A 17,653-nucleotide genomic window follows, 5' to 3' on the forward strand; every position below is an offset into this window, starting at 1 on the left:
GCCGGAGATTACTGCTTTTATGTACAGTGCTTACTGGCCGTAATAGGCCCTGGCGCCGTGCTTACGCAGGTAATGCTTGTCTAACAATGTCTGCTGCATCGCGGCCATTTCCGGCGCCAGCTGGCGGCAGAAAATGCCCATATAGGCTACCTCTTCGAGCACGATGGCGTTGTGTACGGCCTCCTGCGGATCCTTGCCCCAGGTGAAAGGGCCGTGGGAATGCACCAGCACGCCGGGCATCTGAAGCGCATCTATTCCGCGTTCGGCGAAGGTCTGCACGATAACCTCCCCGGTTTGCCACTCATAGTCGCCGGCTATCTCTTCATCGGTCATTTTACGCGTGCAGGGAATGGCGCCGTAGAAGTAGTCGGCGTGGGTGGTGCCGGTGGCCGGAATAGACTGCCCGGCCTGCGCCCAGATAGTGGCATGGCGCGAGTGGGTATGAACGATGCCGCCGATATGCGGAAAACGCTGATACAGCAGGCGATGGGTCGGCGTATCTGACGACGGTTTCTTGCCACCTTCCACCACTTCGCCCGTCGCCAGGCTTACCACCACCATATCCCCGGCGGTCATGATGCCGTACTCAACGCCTGACGGTTTGATTACCAGCACGCCGCGCTCGCGATCCACCGCGCTGACGTTGCCCCAGGTCAGGGTTACCAGATTGTGCTGCGGGAGCGCCAGATTCGCTTCCAGCACCTGCCGTTTTAGATCTTCTAACATATTGAGTCCCGGACTTTTTAGAGGACGGATAAGCAAAGCGCCATCCACCGCTCTCATCTATCGGCGGGCGGCGCTATGCCTGCCCGCCCTACAAAAAGGATGGCGAATCAGCGTTTAAAGCCGTAATAAACCTCGTTCCAGCGCAGGGCGTCTTTGAACGCCGGCAGGCGCGTTTCGCTGTCGATAACGGCAAGCTCGATGCCGTGCAGCTCGGAGAACAAACGCATGTCGTCCAGCGTCAGCGCCTGGCTGAAAACGGTATGGTGCGCGCCGCCCGCAAGGATCCAGGCTTCGGATGCGGTAGGCAGATCCGGCTGGGCTTTCCACAGCGCGTTGGCAACCGGCAGCTTTGGCAACCGGTGCGGAGCTTCGACGACATCCACGCAGTTCACCAGCAGGCGGAAACGATCGCCCAGATCGATAAGGCTGGCGTTTACCGCCGGGCCCGTTTGGGTGGAGAAGATCAGGCGCGCCGGATCCGCCTTGCCGCCGATGCCGAGGTGCTGTACGTCAAGGATGGGTTTTTCCGCAAGCGCGATAGAAGGACAGACCTCCAGCATGTGCGAGCCGAGCACCATATCGTTGCCGTTTTCGAAGTTATAGGTGTAGTCCTCCATAAAGGAGGTGCCGCCGTTCAGGCCGCTCGACATCACCTTCATAATGCGAAGCAGGGCGGCGGTTTTCCAGTCGCCTTCCCCCGCAAAGCCGTAGCCCTGCTGCATCAGGCGCTGAACGGCCAGCCCCGGCAGCTGTTTAAGGCCGTGCAGGTCTTCAAAGGTGGTGGTAAAGGCGTGGAAGCCCCCGTCGAGCAGGAACTTTTTCATTCCCAGCTCGATTCGGGCCGCATCCAGCACGTTTTGACGCTTTTCGCCGTTTAGCTGCGCGGCGGGCGTCAGGCGATAGCTGCTTTCGTACTCGTCCACCAGCGCGTTCACGTCGCCGTCGCTGACGGCGTTAACCACCGCCACCAGGTCGCCTACCGCCCAGGTATTGACCGAGAAGCCGAATTTCATCTGGGCGGCAACCTTATCCCCGTCGGTGACCGCGACTTCACGCATGTTGTCGCCGAAGCGCACGACCTTCAGCCTGCGGGTATCCTGTTTAGATACGGCCTGGCGCATCCACGCGCCGATGCGCCGGTGCGCCTGCGGGTCCTGCCAGTGGCCGGTCACAACGGTATGCTGCTGACGCATGCGCGCGCCGATAAAACCGAACTCGCGGCCGCCGTGGGCGGTCTGGTTCAGGTTCATAAAGTCCATATCGATGCTGTCCCACGGGATCTGCGCATTAAACTGGGTATGGAACTGCAGCAGCGGCTTAGTGAGGATGCTCAGGCCGTTAATCCACATTTTGGCCGGCGAGAAGGTGTGCAGCCACACCACCATGCCGGCACATTTATCGTCGTAGCTGGCGTCGCGGCAAATCGCTGTGATTTCATCCGGCGTGGTGCCGAGAGGCTTGAGCACCAGCCTGCACGGCAGGCCGGCTTCTTTATTCAACGCGTTCACCACCTGCCCGGCGTTTTGGGTCACCTGGCGCAGCGTTTCCGGGCCATAAAGATGCTGGCTACCGATCACAAACCACACTTCGTACTGTTCAAAAACGTTCATCATCCTGTCCTTAATGGGTTGTCGCAGCCTGAAGGGCGTTGCTCGCCGTTGCGGGCGCTGAAGGGAGATAGTGTTGTTCCGCGCTGATGGCCCACTGCTGGTAGCGGCGGTAAAGCTGCTCAAACCGCTCGGCGCGCCGGGCGAGCGGCTGCAGAGTGCTTTCGATTGGGCTCGCCATCGCCTGCTGCGCCTGTGAAATATTCGCGTGTTTGCCTGCGGCAACGGCGGCAAAAATCGCCGCGCCAAGCGCGCAGCACTGGTCGGAGGCGACAATCTGCAGCGGGCGGTTTAGCACGTCGCAGCACACCTGCATGATGACCGGCGATTTACGGGCGATGCCGCCCAGCGCCATCACGTTGTTAACCGGGATGCCCTGTTCGGTGAAGCACTCCATAATGGCCCGCGCGCCAAAGGCGGTAGCGGCGATCAGCCCGCCGAACAGCGCCGGCGCATCGGTCGCCAGGTTCAAATCGGTAATCACGCCCTTCAGGCGCTGGTTGGCGTTCGGGGTGCGGCGTCCGTTAAACCAGTCCAGCACCACCGGCAGATGGTCCAGCGAGGGATTGTTTGCCCAGGCTTCGGTCAGCTCGGGCAGCAGCTGTTTTTTAGCGGCGTTGATTTGGCTGCGCAGTTCAGGATGCTGCTGCGCCAGCTGTTCCAGAGGCCAGCCGAGCACGCGTCCAAACCAGGCGTACATATCGCCAAAGGCGGACTGGCCTGCTTCCAGGCCGATAAAATCAGGCACCACGCTGCCGTCCACCTGCCCGCAGATTCCTTTAACGGCGCGCTCGCCCACGGTCGGCTTATCGGCGATCAGGATGTCGCAGGTGGAGGTGCCGATGACTTTCACCAGCGTATTCGGCTGCGCGCCCGCGCCGACCGCGCCCATATGGCAGTCGAAAGCGCCGCCGGAAATCACCACGCTTTGCGGCAGGCCAAGGCGTTGGGCCCATTCGGCGGAAAGATTGCCGACCGGAATATCGGCAGTCCAGGTGTCGCTGAACAGCGGGTACGCAAGGTTCTGATTGATTAGCGGGTCGAGATCGTCAAAGAAGCTTGCGGCCGGCAGCCCGCCCCAGTCTTCGTGCCAGAGAGATTTATGGCCCGCGCTGCAGCGGCCGCGGCGTATGTCCTGCGGGCGCGTGGTGCCGGAAAGCAGGGCGGGCACCCAGTCGCAAAGTTCAATCCACGAGGCCGCGGCCTGGGCGACCTGTCGATCCGCACGGGTCACGTGGAGAATTTTGGCCCAGAACCATTCGCTGGAATAAATGCCGCCGATGTAGCGCGAGTAATCATTTTTGCCGGGTGTGTGGCACAGGCGGGTAATAGCTTCGGCCTCTTCAACCGCGGTGTGGTCCTTCCACAGCACGAACATGGCGTTCGGATTGTCGGCAAACTCGGGGTTAAGGGCGAGCACGTTGCCGTCCGCGTCTATCGGCGCGGGCGTCGAGCCGGTGCTGTCCACGCCAATGCCGCAGACGGCGTCGCGCTGCTCGGCGTTCAGCTCCTGCAGCACCGTTTTCAGCGCCCGCTCCATTGACTCAATATAATCCCGTGGATGGTGGCGGAACTGGTTGCGGGCGGCATCGCAGTAGCGGCCCTCCTGCCAGCGGGGATACCACTCTACGCTTGTGGCCAGTTCGCTTCCGTTTTCACAATCCACTGCTAAGGCGCGCACAGAGTCGCTGCCAAAATCGAGGCCCAGCGCAATCGACATTTTTTTACTCCAGACGGTAAACACTTATGTAATGAACAGTAGGTTTTGCCGCCGGAAAGGGTCAGGTCTTAATCGCTGTAGTTATGGATAAAATAGCTATGGGCGCGCGAAATGTGACGCCCCGCAAATATTCGATGTGGACTTTTCTGCCACTGTTATAGACACTTTGGTTAACTTCATAAAAGCATGCGGCGGCCCGTTAAAAAGCATCAGGGCGTGCGGATCGCGGCTTTCTGATAAAAATCAGCCTGTTTGTGAAAATGTAGCCGGGGGCGATGAGAACTCAGTCACGGATATGGACAAATTGTTTCTCTTATCTCTGATAAAAAGCGAGCGTGTGAATGCCTGAACTCCAAAACGATCCCCTGCTGCCCGGCTACTCCTTTAACGCGCATCTGGTGGCGGGATTAACGCCGATTGAGGCGCAGGGGCCGCTCGATTTTTTTATCGACCGGCCGCTGGGCATGAAAGGCTATATCCTCAATCTCACCGTGCGTGGGGAAGGGGTCATCAACAACCAGGGAAAGAATTACGTTTGCCGCCCCGGCGACATGCTGCTGTTCCCGCCCGGCGAAGTGCATCACTATGGGCGCGCCCCGAACAGCAAAGAGTGGTATCACCAGTGGGTTTACTTCCGCCCGCGCGCCTACTGGCAGGAGTGGCTGAACTGGGAGCCGATATTCGCCCATACGGGATTTTATCGCCCCGACGATGCCCGGCAGGAAGGGTTTTCGCAGCTGTTTCAGCAGATAATCGACGCCGGGCAGGCCGAAGGGCGCTACGCGGAGCTGCTGGCGATCAATCTTCTTGAGCAGCTTCTGCTGCGCCGCATGGAAGCCATGAGCGCCTCGCTTAATCCGCCGCTGGATAACCGCGTGCGCGACGCCTGTCAGTACATCAGCGACCACCTTGCGGACAGCCATTTCGATATTGCAAGCGTGGCGCAGCACGTCTGTTTATCGCCATCCCGGCTATCGCACCTGTTTCGTCAGCAGCTTGGCGTCAGCGTTTTAAGCTGGCGGGAAGACCAGCGCATCAGCCAGGCGAAGCTGCTGCTCAGCACCACGCGCATGCCGATCGCAAGCGTCGGGCGCAACGTGGGTTTCGAAGACCAGCTCTACTTTTCCCGCGTGTTCAAAAAATGCACCGGAGCAAGCCCGAGCGAATTCCGCGCGGGCTGTGAATAGCCGCTATTATTCATTCATACAAATGATGCCTTGACGATAGTGTAATCACTCAGGAGAATCGCCTACTCGTTTCTCGACGGATGCTTTATGGAAGCTTTGCTGGAACACTTTATTACACAGTCAGTGGCCTATTCGCTTATCGCGGTAATGCTGGTGGCCCTTTCTGGAATCGCTGGCGCTGGTGGGGCTGATTTTACCGGGCACGGTGATGATGGCGGGGCTCGGCGCGCTGATTGGCAGCGGGCAGGTCGGCTTCTGGCACGCCTGGGCGGCGGGAATTGTGGGCTGCCTGTTGGGAGACTGGATCTCATTCTGGCTGGGCGGACGTTTTAAAGGGCCATTGCACCGATGGTCCTTTATGAAAAAGAACAAGGCGCTGCTGGATAAAACCGAGCATGCGCTGCATCAGCACAGCATGTTCACCATTCTGGTCGGCCGTTTTGTTGGCCCGACCCGCCCGCTGGTGCCGATGGTGGCGGGAATGCTGGATCTGCCCGTGGCGAAATTTATTCTGCCGAATATCATCGGCTGCATTTTCTGGCCGCCGCTGTACTTTATGCCGGGCATTCTGGCGGGCGCGGCTATCGATATTCCTGCGGATATGCAAAGCAGCAGCTTCAAATGGCTGCTGCTGGGCGTGGCGCTGCTGGTGTGGCTGGCGGGCTGGCTGAGCTGGCGCTGGTGGCGCTGCGGTAAATCGGGTCAGGATCGCTTGACGCGCTATCTGCCGCGCGCGCGTTTGCGTTGGCTTGCGCCCTTGACCGTCGCGCTGGCGGCCGGCAGCTTTGCCGCATTGCAGATGCACCCGCTGATGCCCCTCTACCTGAAGATCCTCTGGAAGGTATTATCGGGTCAGCCCTGAGCCGTTTTTATCCCCAGCAGGCCAGAAGCGCTCGCTTCGCCGCTGATTAAACTTGCCGTATCGCCATCCCAAATGATGCGGCCGTCTACCACCACCAGGCTCCTTTCGGCTATGCGCGCCGCATCTTCAATGCTGTGGGAAACCATCAATAAGGTGAGCTGTTTTTGCCGGCAAAGATCCTCAAGCAGCTGCAGCATTTCAAAGCGCAGCGCCGGATCGAGGGCGGAAAAGGGCTCATCGAGCAGCAGCACGGGCTGTTCGCGCACCAGGCAGCGCGCCAGGGCGACGCGCTGACGCTGCCCGCCGGAAAGCTGCGACGGCAGGCGGTCCAGCAGATCGCTAATCGCCATCTGCGCGGCGATGGTCCGCAGACGCTCACGCTGTTCCTTGCTGAGCTTCAGGCCGGGATGCATTCCCAGCCCGATATTTTCCCGCACGCTTAAATGCGTAAAAAGGTTGTTCTCCTGAAACAGCATGGAGACCGGGCGCCGTGCGGGCGCGGTATGGGTATGGTTCTCGCCGCCAAGGATAATTTCCCCGCTGGCCGGCTGCAGAAAACCGGCGATCAGGCTCAGCAGGGTGCTTTTCCCCGCGCCGCTTGGCCCAAGCACCGCCACGCGTTCGCCCGCCGCCACGGTGAGGGAAAAGCGCATCGGCAAATGGTGATAAAGCCAGGTTACATCAGTCAGCGTTAGCATGGCGTCCCGGAAGTTTTTCAATCAGGGTGAACAGGGCAAAACAGAGCATCAGCAGGATAAGCGCGGTGACGGCGCCGTCCTGGCTGCGATAGGAGCCGATTTGCTGGTAGAGATAGAACGGCAGGGTGCGGAAATCTTCGTTGCCGAACAGCGCCACCACGCCGAAATCGCCAATCGACAGCACGCAGGCAAAGGCCAGCGCCTGCGCCAGCGGAATTTTCAGCGCCCGCAGCTCAACTAAGCGCAAACGGCGCAGGCCTTTAATATCCAGCGACTGACACAGCTTGCCGTACCGCTCCGCCACATCGCGCATCGGGTTTTCCAGCACTTTTAGCGCATAGGGGATAGCCATCAGCGCGTTGGTAAAAATCACGATGCCGTCGGCAGACTGCGGCAGGCCGACCGTATTATTCAGCAGCAGGAAGAAGCCGGTCGCCAGCACGATGCCCGGCATGGCGAGAATTAACATGCCGCTCAGCTCCAGCGCCTGTCCGGCAAAAGCGCGGCTTCGCAGACGCAGCTCTCTTGAACTCCACAGCAGCATCATGGTGATGATTACGCAGATAACGCCGGCGGCAACGGCTATCCTCAGCGAGGTGAACAGCGCCCGCCAGAGGATCGGCTGCGCCAGCGCGGTGCTGAATCCGTTATTCACGCCGTCAATGATGACCGCCAGCAGAGGCGGCAATAACAGCAGCAGGGCGAGGGCGATTAACGCACCGTCGCACAGCTTACGACGCAGGTTGTCCTGCGGATCGCGCCAGCCCTGCACCTGGCTTACGCCTGCGGGAATAGCTTTGCTGAACCGCTGGCTTAACAGCACCAGGCCCATACAGCAAATCATCTGTACCAGCGCGAGCAGCGCCGCGCGGGCGGGATCGTAGTCGTAGCTCAGCGCCTGGAAAATAGCCAGCTCGATGGTCGTCGCCTGCGGCCCGCCGCCCAGCGAGAGCACGGTGGCGAAGCTTGCGAAGCAGAGCATAAAAATCAGGGCGGCGGCGGGCAGGATCTGGCGACGCAGCCAGGGCCACTCCACAAAGCGGAAGAAATTCCAGCCCTGCATGCCAAGCTGGGCGGCAAGCTGCCGCTGTTCGCCGGGAATACTTTCCAGCGCCTGCAGCAAAAGCCGCGTGGCCATGGGTAAATTAAAAAAGACGTGCGCCAGCAAAATGCCCTGCAGGCCATAGGGCGAGAAAGTCCATTCCACGCCCAGCCAGGAGCAGAGCGACGCCAGCCAGCCGACGCGTCCGTAAACCGTCAGAATGCCAAATACGGCGACCAGCACCGGCAACACCAGCGTCATGGCGCATAAACGCAGCAAGGCCAGGCGGCCGGGGAAGCGGCGGCGATAGAGCGCGCGTGCCAGAAAGATCGCCGGGAATACCGAAAGGGCGGCGGAGAGAAACGCCTGCCACAGGGAGAAGCGCAGGACGTGCCACAGATAGCTGTCCTGCGCCAGCGCGCGCAGATCGCTTTGCGGCGCGTTAAACCACAGCGCCAGAAAGGCCGCCAGGGCTACCGCCACCACAAGGGCGGCGGCAGACAGGCCCGGCAGCAGCCAGCCGGGAATTAGCGGCTGACTGCGCGTTGCCATGCGCTAATCCAGCCGGCGCGAAGATCGGAGACTTCCTTCGGCGTGAATTCCAGCGAGGTTTGTGGTTTTTTGATGCTGCTAAAGCCTGCCGGCAGCTTCACGTCGGTGACCGGATACATCCAGTTGCCGGTTGGAATGGCGTTCTGGAAGCCCGGCTGGGTGATGAACTTCATGAATTTTTCCGCAAGCTCCGGCTGTTTGCTGGCGGCCAGGCGGCCCGCTACTTCCACCTGCAGATAATGCCCTTCGCTGAAGTCCGCCGCGGCGTAGTTATCCTTTTTCTCTTCAATGATGTGGTAGGCCGGAGAAGTGGTGTAGCTCAGCACCAGATCGCCTTCGCCCTTCAGGAACAGACCGTAGGCCTCAGACCAGCCTTTGGTGACGGTGACGGTTTTGCCCGCAAGCTTCGCCCAGGCCTCGGGGGCTTTATCGCCGTAGACCTTCTGCATCCACAGCAGCAGGCCCAGGCCCGGCGTACTGGTGCGCGGATCCTGATAAATCACCTTCCATTTCTGGTCGCTTTCGACCAGCTCTTTCAGGCTCTTCGGCGGGTTTTTCAGCTTGTTTTTATCGTAGACGAAGGCGAAATAGCCGTAATCGAAGGGGACGAAGGTGGCGTTTTTCCAGCCGCCGGGAATTTTCAGAGCGCTGGTGTCGACGTTGGCCGCGGCGAAAAGTTTGGTTTGCGAAGCCGCTTCCAGAAGGTTGTTATCCAGCCCAAGCACCACGTCGGCCTTGCTGTTTTTACCCTCCATGCGCAGACGGTTAAGCAGCGATACGCCGTCTTCAAGCGCGACGAATTTCAGCTCGCAGCCGCAGTCGGCCTCAAAGGCTTTTTTTACCGCCGGACCCGGACCCCAGTCCGCGGCAAAGGAGTCATAGGTATAAACGGTGAGCAGGGGTTTCGCGAACGCCGGGGCGGCGGCGAGCATGAGCAGCGGCAGTAATTTTTTGAACACTTTGCACCTCTTCAATTAGGGGTGGCAAAGGACTTTGAGCAATAAGCCTCAAATCCCTTCGCCGGCGTTATCCGGATCAGGTTCGACGGGTATTATCTCAGCGCGGACAATTTGTCCTGGCACCCCGTTGAGAACGCGCCATTGTAATGATTCTGTGAATGATTCGGAAGCGCTATGGCTCAGGCGGCGCAAACCAGGCGGATTTAAAATCGAACCAGCCGAGCGTGTTCATTCTGACGCCGCGCATGCTGCGCTGGCCTTCAATGCGCAGCCAGTGGTGAATCAGCGGCAAAATATCATTGCGCTCAACGCGTTGCTGACACCACTCCGGCAGCGCCAGCTCGCCCTGATGCCAGCTAAGGGTGTCGGTTTGCCAGTCGATGCCAATGCATTTTTGAATCAGCGGCACCTCGTAGAGGTGGGCGTAGAGCGAAAACTCCAGCGGCAGGGTGAAGTTGGCGCTGTTAAGCCAGATATCGCTGGCGGCCCGCGCCCTGGTGCCACTCTTCGTAGCTCACCTCCTGCACCTCAAGATGAACGCCGTGCGCGGCGAGGAGCTGCACCATAATATTGCTGATGACCCGATGCTCTACGTGGTCGCGATAGAAAGTCAGGGTCAGGGTTTCAAGGCCGGCGGGCTTCTCCCCCGCGGGCTGCGGGCGCGTATGATGCCAGCGCGGAAGCAGCCCGTAGGCCGGGAACCAGTACTGCTGAATCTGTTCGCCCGCGCCATACAGCAGATTAATAGGGGCAAGCACGTGGCTTACCCAGGCGCGCACGCCGTCATGGCTGCCGCGTGAAGAACGGCTGTCGAACAACAGATAATAGCAGCCCTCCTCCAGCCGGCTCTCTACCGCTTTTTCGCTATCCGGCATGCCCTGCAGCTGTACGGCGCAGCTCACCTCCTCGCCGATCTCCGGCAGCACCCAGAAATTCACCTCGTCAATAAGCGCGCGATAGCCGAAATAGTCATCCCAGGCCTGAATCTTGAGCTGGTTATTGTTATTGCGCACTACGGAATAAGGGCCGGTGCCCACGGGCTGGCGGGAAAAGTTATCCAGCGTCTGCCACTCCCGCGGCAGGATCATCGCGTTCACGCTGCCAAGCAGCCAGGGAAGCCAGCGGTCCGGCTGGGACAGGTGAATATCCAGCGTCCAGGCCGTTGGCGTGCTGATTTGGCTGATATGGGCATACAGCGGCAGGCTATTAATGCGCTGCAAGGAGGTCATTACATCCAGCATGTCCAGCTCGCGGCCATGATGAAAATGAATGCCGGGACGCAGGTAAAAGCGCCACTGCAGGGGCGAAATCTGCTGCCAGTGATGGGCGATATCCGCTTCCAGTTCCCCGTTTTCCTCATTTATGCGCGTCAGGCCGCTGAAAATCTGCCGGGCGATATGCGTCTCTGAACGACGCAGCGCCGAACCGGGCAGCAGGTTCAGCAACGGCCGGTAATAGAGCACGCGCAGAATGTGGCGGCCCTGGCGGAAGCTGCGGCCAAGGTGGGAGATCAGCATCTGCCGCACGGCGGCTTTATCCCCGACGATCTGCACCAGCTGATCGATTCGATCCTGTTCCAGAAGATCCTCGGCCCGCTGCTGCTGGAGCGCCAGGCCGGTATACAGGAATTCAAGCTGCGACCGCTTGCCGCGCCCGGCTTCCGCCTTCCAGCTTAGCCAGCCTTTTTCCTGCATCGCATTTAAAAGCGTACGCATATGGCGGCGCGAGCAGTTCAACATCTCCGCCAGATCGTTAAGCGTAGTTTCTTGCGGCTTACCGTCGCAGCATTGCCACAGGCGGATGAACTGTTGTTGCAAACGACCGGAAGACATAAAAGAGGAACTCCAGCTGGAAACTCATCAATTTAACTTTCCCTATATTACGCCAATAATCATCAACGATGAAAGCGAGGAGGGGCATATGAATCGGTCATCAGCCGTTGAGTTTTACCGAAATTACTTTGCCGCGACAAAATTTGTCGAGTCTGGATGGCTGGCTCGCCTGACAGCAGGGCAACGTCTGAGGATGCTCGAAGACTTAATGCAGTGGGAGGTTACTACCCCGACGGCCGACAAGCCCGGAGCCGCCTTTATCAAGTGTGACTGAGTATTGGTGCTTTTCACCAGCCAGCAGGTTAACTGCTGGCTTTTTTAGTTTATGATTTCAGCACTTATGCCCGCATGTATTAAGGATCCCGCATGGCCTGGTTTCTGACTAAAAGACGACGTATCAATCCGGTATACGCCGCTTTTATGGTAGTCGCTTTTATGATGGGCATTGCGGGAGCGCTTCAGGCGCCCACTCTCAGCCTGTTTCTGTCGCGCGAGGTGGAAGTGCGCCCTTTCTGGGTCGGCCTGTTTTATACCGTCAACGCCGTGGCCGGCATCCTGGTCAGCCTGCTGCTGGCCAAACGCTCCGACAGCCAGGGCGACAGGCGCAGGCTGATAATGGTCTGCTGCGTGATGGCGGTGGCAAACTGTGTGCTGTTTGCTTTTAATCGCCATTACCTGACGTTAATTACCCTCGGCGTGATGTTCGCCTCCGTAGCAAATACCGCCATGCCGCAGATTTTTGCTCTGGCGCGCGAATACGCGGATAGCTCCGCGCGTGAAGTGGTGATGTTCAGTTCGGTGATGCGCGCTCAGCTCTCGCTTGCCTGGGTTATCGGCCCGCCGCTCTCCTTTATGCTGGCGCTGAACTACGGCTTTACCACCATGTTTCTTATCGCCGCGGGAATTTTTGTTATTTCGCTAGCGCTTATCTTCTTTGCGCTGCCTTCCGTCGCCAGAATCGAGCAGGCCGCCGACGTGGCGCTTACGCAGGTCAGCGGCTGGAAGGATAAAAACGTGCGTATGCTGTTTATCGCCTCGATGCTGATGTGGACCTGCAACACCATGTATATCATCGATATGCCGCTGTGGATCAGCAGTGATTTAGGGCTGCCTGAATCGCTTGCCGGCCTGCTGATGGGAACGGCGGCGGGACTGGAAATTCCGGCCATGATTCTGGCGGGCTACTACGTGAAGCGTTTCGGGAAGCGGCGCATGATGATCATCGCCGTGGCCGCCGGCGTGCTGTTCTACGTTGGGCTGATTGTGTTTCACCATCGGGCGGCGTTACTGATTTTGCAGCTTTTTAACGCGGTGTTTATCGGTATCGTGGCCGGTATCGGCATGCTCTGGTTCCAGGATTTAATGCCCGGGCGGCCGGGTTCCGCCACCACGCTCTTTACGAACAGCATTTCAACCGGGGTGATTCTGGCGGGCGTGTTGCAAGGGGCACTTACCGAGAGCTTTGGGCACTATTCCGTATACTGGCTGATTGCCGTGCTTGCGGTAGCGGCTTTAGGGCTGACGAGCCGGGTAAAGAATATATAAGCCTGGTACGTTAACGCTTCGGCCTCGCCTGGTTTTTACCGAACCGGAGCGGGGCGTTAAACGTTGTCATAATAATAGCGGGCAAAAATCTGATTTAAGCTCCTGCTGTTTTTTCTCGCTGGTTAATCGCTTATCCTCCTGTAGAAAGCAAAATGACGATTATACAAGGAGTGTAATCCTATGGATAAATTGCAATTCCCCTGCGAGATATTCAAAACGCAAAAGCGCATGGATGACTATGGCGCGGGCGATATGCGCTACGGCGATCTGTCGGAGGCGCAGCTAAAATCACAGTTTAATTTAACGGACGTTTCTTCAAGAGTTAATCCTTATACCCTGACTAAAATTACCCTGTTTAATCAAATGCGAATTTATGACTCCCGTGGCGAAAATGAAAAGGTTAGCCGTCAGGAGTGCGCCAGCCTCCTTTTTGATGAGTTTCGTTATTTATCGCGCTAACCAATATGGCAGCCACCATCGAGATTGACGGAGAGCGTAATGAAAGCAAAAAGTAAAAAAATTCTTTCAGTGGTATTACTGGTTGGCAGCCTTTTACTGGGTTATTTTATCTGGCGAAGCCTTCGGCCGATAGAAATTGTTGCTGTGCATGAGGATGGACACTTCAGTTCTGTTTTAGTAAAAAACCTCCCGATTACCGATCGGGGGAAAATAGCCTGGTGGCTGGAAAATAAGGATAGGCTAAAAAGTCGCTATGGTATTCCTAAACCTGCATCTTATGGTAGTTATACTATTATTTTCTGGGATTTTGGCGAGGGATACAAAGAGGAAGGGAAATATGACCGCATGTGTTTCTATGATATGCAAACGCCAAAAAACTGTATTGATAAAGAAAGATTTATGACTATCTACAAGTACAATGATGAAGAGCCATTTTTCTCTTTCGATGGCAACAGATATGTAATTGGGAAAAACGGCGGGATAGTTAAAATGAAAAATAAGTAAGCCGTTTTGCGAAGGGTTGGGTAAAAAAACGCCGGGCGGCAGTGGGGATTACTGCATAAATGCCAGTTGTTTCCGTTTCCAGGCGTAAATAGCGCCTTTGCATAACCGCATATTATAAAATAAAGGATGATGTGGGCCTTGTTAAGGAGAATGTCCTGAATACAACCTTTAAAAAACTCCGTTTTTTCCGTCTCTGGTTTGTGCTTCAGAGATACAACCAGCTTGGTTTTAAACCTTTTATAACCAATATGGTAGCCACCATCGAGATTGACGGAGAGCGCAGTGAAAGCAAGAAATAAAAAAATCATCTTTATGCTGTTGCTGGCCGGCAGCGTCCTGCTGGGCTGTTTTATCTGGCGGGTACTGCATCCGGCGCAAATCGTCGCCATCCATCAGCGGAGTAACTATAGTGATATTTTAGTGCGCAACCTCCCCTTTACTGATAAAGGTAAAATCAGGTGGTGGCTGGAAAATAAGAGCATAATAAAAGAAAAATATAATGCTCCAAAACCTGCGGAAGATGGCTTTTACGTCATGATTTTCTGGGATTTTGGTGAGGGTTACAAAGAGGAAGGGAAATATGACCGCATGTGTTTCTATGATATGCAAACGCCAAAAAACTGCATTGATAAAGAAAAGTTTATGACTATCTACAGGTACAATGATGAAGAGCCATTTTTCTCTTTCGATGGCAACAGATATGTAATTGGGAAAAACGGCGGGATAGTTAAAATGAAAAATAAGTAAGCCGTTTAGCAAAGGATTGGGTAAAGAAGACGCCGGGCGGCAGGGTGACGGGCAGCCCGGCTGTGCCCCTCTCTTTGCAGGAAAGGGGCGGCAGGGGAGCTTACTGCATAAACGCCGGTTGTTTCTGTTCGTAGGCGGAAATAGCGCCTTCGTGCTGCAGCGTCAGGCCGATGCTGTCCAGCCCTTCCAGCATGCAGTGGCGGCGGAAGGTATCGATATTAAAAGAATACGTTTTTTCCCCCGCCTTCACGGTTTGCGCTTCCAGATCCACAACAAATTTAATACCCGGATTTGCCGCCACCAGCTTAAACAGCTCGTCGACTTCTGCTTCGCTCAGGGTGACCGGCAGCAGCTGGTTGTTGAACGAGTTGCCGTAGAAGATATCCGCAAAGCTTGGCGCGATAACGACTTTAAAGCCGTAGTCGGTCAGCGCCCAGGGCGCGTGCTCGCGCGATGAACCGCAGCCGAAGTTTTCACGCGCCAGCAAAATGGATGCGCCTTTAAACTCGGGAAAATTCAGCACGAACTCCGGGTTAGGCTGCTGTCCGGCATCGTCCAGAAAGCGCCAGTCGTTAAACAGGTGCGCGCCAAAACCGGTGCGGGTGACCTTCTGCAAAAACTGCTTCGGAATAATTGCGTCGGTATCAACGTTTGCGGCATCCAGCGGAACGACCAGGCCGGTATGTTGGGTAAATTTCTCTGCCATGGTGTTTTTCCCTTATTTCAACGTGCGGATGTCAGCAAAATGACCGGTAACGGCCGCCGCCGCCGCCATCGCCGGGCTCACCAGGTGCGTGCGTCCGCCGCGGCCCTGGCGGCCTTCAAAGTTACGGTTGCTGGTCGAAGCGCAGCGTTCGCCCGGTTCCAGACGATCGTTGTTCATCGCCAGGCACATTGAGCAGCCGGGCAGACGCCATTCGAAACCTGCTTCAATGAAAATCTTATCCAGGCCTTCTTCTTCCGCCTGCGCTTTTACCGGACCTGAACCCGGCACAACCAGAGCCTGTACGCCCGGCGCGACTTTACGGCCTTTGGCGATTTCCGCCGCGGCACGCAAATCCTCGATGCGCGAGTTGGTGCAGGAGCCGATAAAGACTTTGTCGATAGCCACTTCGGTCAACGGAATGCCCGGCTTCAGCCCCATATAGGCCAGCGCTTTTTCGGCCGATGCGCGTTCGACCGGGTCGGCGAAGGATGCCGGGTTCGGGATATTTTCCGTCACGGAAATAACCTGCCCCGGGTTGGTGCCCCAGGTGACCTGTGGCGCGATATCGGCGGCGTCCAGCGTCACCACGCTGTCAAATTTTGCGCCTTCGTCCGTGCTGAAGGTTTTCCAGTACGCGACCGCCTCGTCCCAGTCTTCGGCTTTTGGCGCGTGCAGACGGCCCTTCACGTAGTTAAAGGTGGTTTCATCCGGCGCAACGATGCCCGCTTTGGCGCCCATTTCGATGGCCATATTGCACAGCGTCATGCGGCCTTCCATTGAGAGGGCCTGAATGGCGCTGCCGCAGAATTCCACCACGTGACCGGTGCCGCCCGCGCTGCCGGTTTTACCGATGATCGCCAGCACGATGTCTTTTGCCGTGATGCCTGGCGCAGCGCTGCCGGTGACCTCAATCTTCATCGTCCTGGCGCGGCCCTGCTTCAGGGTTTGCGTGGCCAGCACGTGCTCGACTTCAGAAGTGCCGATGCCAAACGCCAGCGCGCCAAATGCGCCGTGGGTCGCGGTGTGGGAGTCGCCGCACACGATGGTCATCCCCGGCAGCGTAATGCCCTGTTCCGGCCCCATCACATGAACGATGCCCTGGTACGGATGGTTCAGGTCATACAGCTCGACGCCGAACTCTTTGCAGTTTTTCATCAGCTCCTGCATCTGGATGCGGGCCATTTCGCCGGAGGCGTTGATGTCTTTGGTCTGCGTGGAAACGTTGTGATCCATGGTCGCGAAGGTTTTACCCGGCTGACGCACCGGACGACGGTGCGCGCGCAGGCCGTCAAACGCCTGCGGCGAGGTGACCTCATGAACCAGATGACGGTCGATATACAGCAGCGGCGTCTCGTCCGCCGCTTCGTAAACGACATGCGCATCGTACAATTTTTGATATAACGTCTTCGCCATGATTATTTCCCCTGAGCCACGAAGCGGGCAATGGTGTCGCCCATCTCGTCGGTGCTGATTGCTTTGCCATCTTGGGCCAGATCGTAGGTCATGAAGCCTTCTTCCAGCGCCAGGTTCACGGCATTTTCAATGGCCCTTGCCGCTTCTTCAGCGTCCAGGCTATAGCGCAGGAGCAGGGCCAGCGACAGGATCTGCGCAACGGGGTTTGCAATATTTTTGCCGGCGATATCCGGCGCCGAGCCGCCCGCAGGTTCGTACAGGCCGAAGCCTTGCTCATTCAGGCTGGCGGAAGGCAGCATGCCCATTGAGCCGGTGATCATCGCGCATTCGTCTGACAGAATATCGCCGAACAGGTTGGAGCACAGCAGCACGTCGAACTGGGAAGGATCTTTAATCAGCTGCATGGTGGCGTTGTCGATATACATATGCGACAGGGTGACGTCCGGATACTCGCCGGCGATTTCATTGACGATTTCGCGCCACATCACGGATGTCTGCAGCACGTTCGCTTTATCGATGGAGGTGACTTTATTGCGGCGCTTACGCGCTGACTCAAAGGCGATACGCGCGATGCGTTCGATTTCAAAACGATGATAAACCTCGGTATCGAAAGCTTTTTCATGCATGCCAGAGCCTTCGCGCCCCTTTGGCTGGCCGAAATAGATCCCGCCGGTCAGCTCGCGCACGCACAAAATATCGAAGCCTTTGGCGGCGATATCGGCACGCAGCGGGCAAAACTCTTCCAGCCCCTGGTACAAACGCGCAGGGCGCAGGTTGCTGAATAGTTTGAAATGTTTACGCAGCGGCAGCAGCGCGCCGCGCTCTGGCTGCTGGGTCGGCGGCAAATGTTCCCATTTCGGGCCGCCGACTGAGCCAAACAGAATGGCGTCAGCCTGCTCGCAGCCTTCAACGGTAACCGGAGGCAGAGGATTGCCATGGCGGTCGATGGCGATGCCGCCAACGTCATAGGAGCTGGTGGTAATACGCATATCGAAGCGCGTACGCACGGCATCCAGTACCTTCATCGCCTGCGCCATCACTTCCGGGCCAATGCCGTCGCCGGGCAATACTGCTATATGATGAGATTTTGACAT

General features: G+C 57.3%; 15 protein-coding genes, 3 pseudogenes and 1 riboswitch. Of the genes and pseudogenes, 8 read left to right on the top strand and 10 right to left on the bottom strand.

Annotation, left to right across the window (positions count from 1 at the left end):
• Positions 1–30: 30 nt before the first annotated feature.
• The 3 genes from araD to araB all read right to left on the bottom strand — a co-directional run bounded on the left by araD (position 31) and on the right by araB (position 4,053).
• Entirely contained in the window at positions 31–726 is a 696-nt protein-coding gene (gene araD / locus WLO32_RS03240) for an L-ribulose-5-phosphate 4-epimerase (protein ID WP_435947176.1), read from the bottom strand.
• Positions 727–833: 107 nt separating this feature from the next.
• Complete coding sequence (gene araA / locus WLO32_RS03245) at positions 834–2,336, bottom strand: L-arabinose isomerase (protein WP_435947177.1); 1,503 nt, start codon at positions 2,334–2,336, stop codon at positions 834–836.
• A 10-nt stretch (positions 2,337–2,346) separates the two neighbouring features.
• Positions 2,347–4,053 carry a ribulokinase gene (gene araB, locus WLO32_RS03250; RefSeq protein WP_435947178.1) on the bottom strand — a complete coding sequence of 569 codons (1,707 nt, stop codon included), beginning with the start codon at positions 4,051–4,053 and terminating at the stop codon, positions 2,347–2,349.
• A 341-nt stretch (positions 4,054–4,394) separates the two neighbouring features.
• Between araB and araC the strand changes: the two genes are divergently transcribed.
• Both araC and WLO32_RS03260 read left to right on the top strand, forming a co-directional pair.
• Positions 4,395–5,240, top strand: coding sequence for an arabinose operon transcriptional regulator AraC (gene araC, locus WLO32_RS03255; RefSeq protein WP_121266974.1), 846 nt, complete (start codon positions 4,395–4,397; stop codon positions 5,238–5,240).
• Positions 5,241–5,327: 87 nt separating this feature from the next.
• Positions 5,328–6,102: pseudogene (locus WLO32_RS03260) on the top strand (DedA family protein).
• Here the strand turns inward: WLO32_RS03260 and thiQ are convergent.
• From thiQ to sgrR, 4 genes and pseudogenes are all read right to left on the bottom strand, one after another.
• Positions 6,093–6,800 (bottom strand): thiamine ABC transporter ATP-binding protein ThiQ, encoded by a 708-nt coding sequence (gene thiQ, locus WLO32_RS03265; protein ID WP_435947179.1) that lies wholly within the window; start codon positions 6,798–6,800, stop codon positions 6,093–6,095. The pseudogene WLO32_RS03260 and the gene thiQ sit on opposite strands and share 10 nt — an antisense overlap.
• Positions 6,784–8,394: a thiamine/thiamine pyrophosphate ABC transporter permease ThiP gene (gene thiP, locus WLO32_RS03270; protein WP_435947180.1), complete on the bottom strand. Its 1,611-nt coding sequence runs from the start codon at positions 8,392–8,394 to the stop codon at positions 6,784–6,786. Before thiP ends, thiQ begins: the two co-directional genes overlap by 17 nt.
• Positions 8,370–9,353, bottom strand: a complete 984-nt coding sequence (thiB, locus tag WLO32_RS03275; protein WP_435947181.1) for a thiamine ABC transporter substrate binding subunit — start codon at positions 9,351–9,353, stop codon at positions 8,370–8,372. Before thiB ends, thiP begins: the two co-directional genes overlap by 25 nt.
• Before the next feature lie 35 nt (positions 9,354–9,388).
• Positions 9,389–9,490: riboswitch (TPP riboswitch) on the bottom strand.
• Between the two features lie 35 nt (positions 9,491–9,525).
• Positions 9,526–11,185, bottom strand: a pseudogene (sgrR, locus tag WLO32_RS03280) (HTH-type transcriptional regulator SgrR).
• A gap of 88 nt (positions 11,186–11,273) precedes the next feature.
• On the opposite strand from sgrR, the gene sgrT reads away from it, so the two are divergent.
• From sgrT to WLO32_RS03310, 6 genes and pseudogenes are all read left to right on the top strand, one after another.
• Positions 11,274–11,459, top strand: a complete 186-nt coding sequence (gene sgrT / locus WLO32_RS03285; RefSeq protein WP_435947182.1) for a glucose uptake inhibitor SgrT — start codon at positions 11,274–11,276, stop codon at positions 11,457–11,459.
• A 92-nt stretch (positions 11,460–11,551) separates the two neighbouring features.
• A complete protein-coding gene (locus WLO32_RS03290; RefSeq protein WP_435947183.1) occupies positions 11,552–12,730 on the top strand; it encodes a sugar efflux transporter in 1,179 nt (392 codons plus the stop codon).
• Positions 12,731–12,910: 180 nt separating this feature from the next.
• Positions 12,911–13,189 carry a DUF3289 family protein gene (locus tag WLO32_RS03295; RefSeq protein ID WP_435947184.1) on the top strand — a complete coding sequence of 93 codons (279 nt, stop codon included), beginning with the start codon at positions 12,911–12,913 and terminating at the stop codon, positions 13,187–13,189.
• A 39-nt stretch (positions 13,190–13,228) separates the two neighbouring features.
• Positions 13,229–13,693: a DUF943 family protein gene (locus tag WLO32_RS03300; protein ID WP_435947185.1), complete on the top strand. Its 465-nt coding sequence runs from the start codon at positions 13,229–13,231 to the stop codon at positions 13,691–13,693.
• Positions 13,694–13,803: 110 nt separating this feature from the next.
• Positions 13,804–13,992 (top strand): annotated as a pseudogene (locus WLO32_RS03305) (DUF3289 family protein); the annotation flags it as partial.
• Positions 13,976–14,440 (top strand): DUF943 family protein, encoded by a 465-nt coding sequence (locus tag WLO32_RS03310; RefSeq protein ID WP_435947186.1) that lies wholly within the window; start codon positions 13,976–13,978, stop codon positions 14,438–14,440. The pseudogene WLO32_RS03305 and the gene WLO32_RS03310, both read left to right, overlap by 17 nt.
• 100 nt (positions 14,441–14,540) lie before the next feature.
• Here the strand turns inward: WLO32_RS03310 and leuD are convergent, their stop codons facing one another.
• The 3 genes from leuD to leuB are packed head-to-tail and all read right to left on the bottom strand — an operon-like array spanning position 14,541 to position 17,653.
• Complete coding sequence (gene leuD, locus WLO32_RS03315; protein WP_435947187.1) at positions 14,541–15,146, bottom strand: 3-isopropylmalate dehydratase small subunit; 606 nt, start codon at positions 15,144–15,146, stop codon at positions 14,541–14,543.
• A gap of 12 nt (positions 15,147–15,158) precedes the next feature.
• Positions 15,159–16,559: a 3-isopropylmalate dehydratase large subunit gene (leuC, locus tag WLO32_RS03320; RefSeq protein ID WP_435947188.1), complete on the bottom strand. Its 1,401-nt coding sequence runs from the start codon at positions 16,557–16,559 to the stop codon at positions 15,159–15,161.
• Between the two features lie 2 nt (positions 16,560–16,561).
• A complete protein-coding gene (gene leuB, locus WLO32_RS03325) occupies positions 16,562–17,653 on the bottom strand; it encodes a 3-isopropylmalate dehydrogenase (RefSeq protein WP_435947189.1) in 1,092 nt (363 codons plus the stop codon).

Origin of the sequence: Dryocola mayonis, from assembly GCF_051307045.1 — a bacterium.
In the GTDB taxonomy this organism is placed as follows: Bacteria; Pseudomonadota; Gammaproteobacteria; order Enterobacterales; family Enterobacteriaceae; genus Dryocola.

What these genes read in the sequence shown, in the direction of transcription:
- araD (WP_435947176.1), bottom strand. Translation starts at nt 726, where the DNA reads ATGTTAGAAGATCTAAAACGGCAGGTGCTGGAAGCGAATCTGGCGCTC.
- araA (WP_435947177.1), bottom strand. Translation starts at nt 2,336, where the DNA reads ATGAACGTTTTTGAACAGTACGAAGTGTGGTTTGTGATCGGTAGCCAG.
- araB (WP_435947178.1), bottom strand. Translation starts at nt 4,053, where the DNA reads ATGTCGATTGCGCTGGGCCTCGATTTTGGCAGCGACTCTGTGCGCGCC.
- araC (WP_121266974.1), top strand. Translation starts at nt 4,395, where the DNA reads ATGCCTGAACTCCAAAACGATCCCCTGCTGCCCGGCTACTCCTTTAAC.
- thiQ (WP_435947179.1), bottom strand. Translation starts at nt 6,800, where the DNA reads ATGCTAACGCTGACTGATGTAACCTGGCTTTATCACCATTTGCCGATG.
- thiP (WP_435947180.1), bottom strand. Translation starts at nt 8,394, where the DNA reads ATGGCAACGCGCAGTCAGCCGCTAATTCCCGGCTGGCTGCTGCCGGGC.
- sgrT (WP_435947182.1), top strand. Translation starts at nt 11,274, where the DNA reads ATGAATCGGTCATCAGCCGTTGAGTTTTACCGAAATTACTTTGCCGCG.
- WLO32_RS03290 (WP_435947183.1), top strand. Translation starts at nt 11,552, where the DNA reads ATGGCCTGGTTTCTGACTAAAAGACGACGTATCAATCCGGTATACGCC.
- WLO32_RS03295 (WP_435947184.1), top strand. Translation starts at nt 12,911, where the DNA reads ATGGATAAATTGCAATTCCCCTGCGAGATATTCAAAACGCAAAAGCGC.
- WLO32_RS03300 (WP_435947185.1), top strand. Translation starts at nt 13,229, where the DNA reads ATGAAAGCAAAAAGTAAAAAAATTCTTTCAGTGGTATTACTGGTTGGC.
- leuD (WP_435947187.1), bottom strand. Translation starts at nt 15,146, where the DNA reads ATGGCAGAGAAATTTACCCAACATACCGGCCTGGTCGTTCCGCTGGAT.
- leuC (WP_435947188.1), bottom strand. Translation starts at nt 16,559, where the DNA reads ATGGCGAAGACGTTATATCAAAAATTGTACGATGCGCATGTCGTTTAC.
- leuB (WP_435947189.1), bottom strand. Translation starts at nt 17,653, where the DNA reads ATGTCAAAATCTCATCATATAGCAGTATTGCCCGGCGACGGCATTGGC.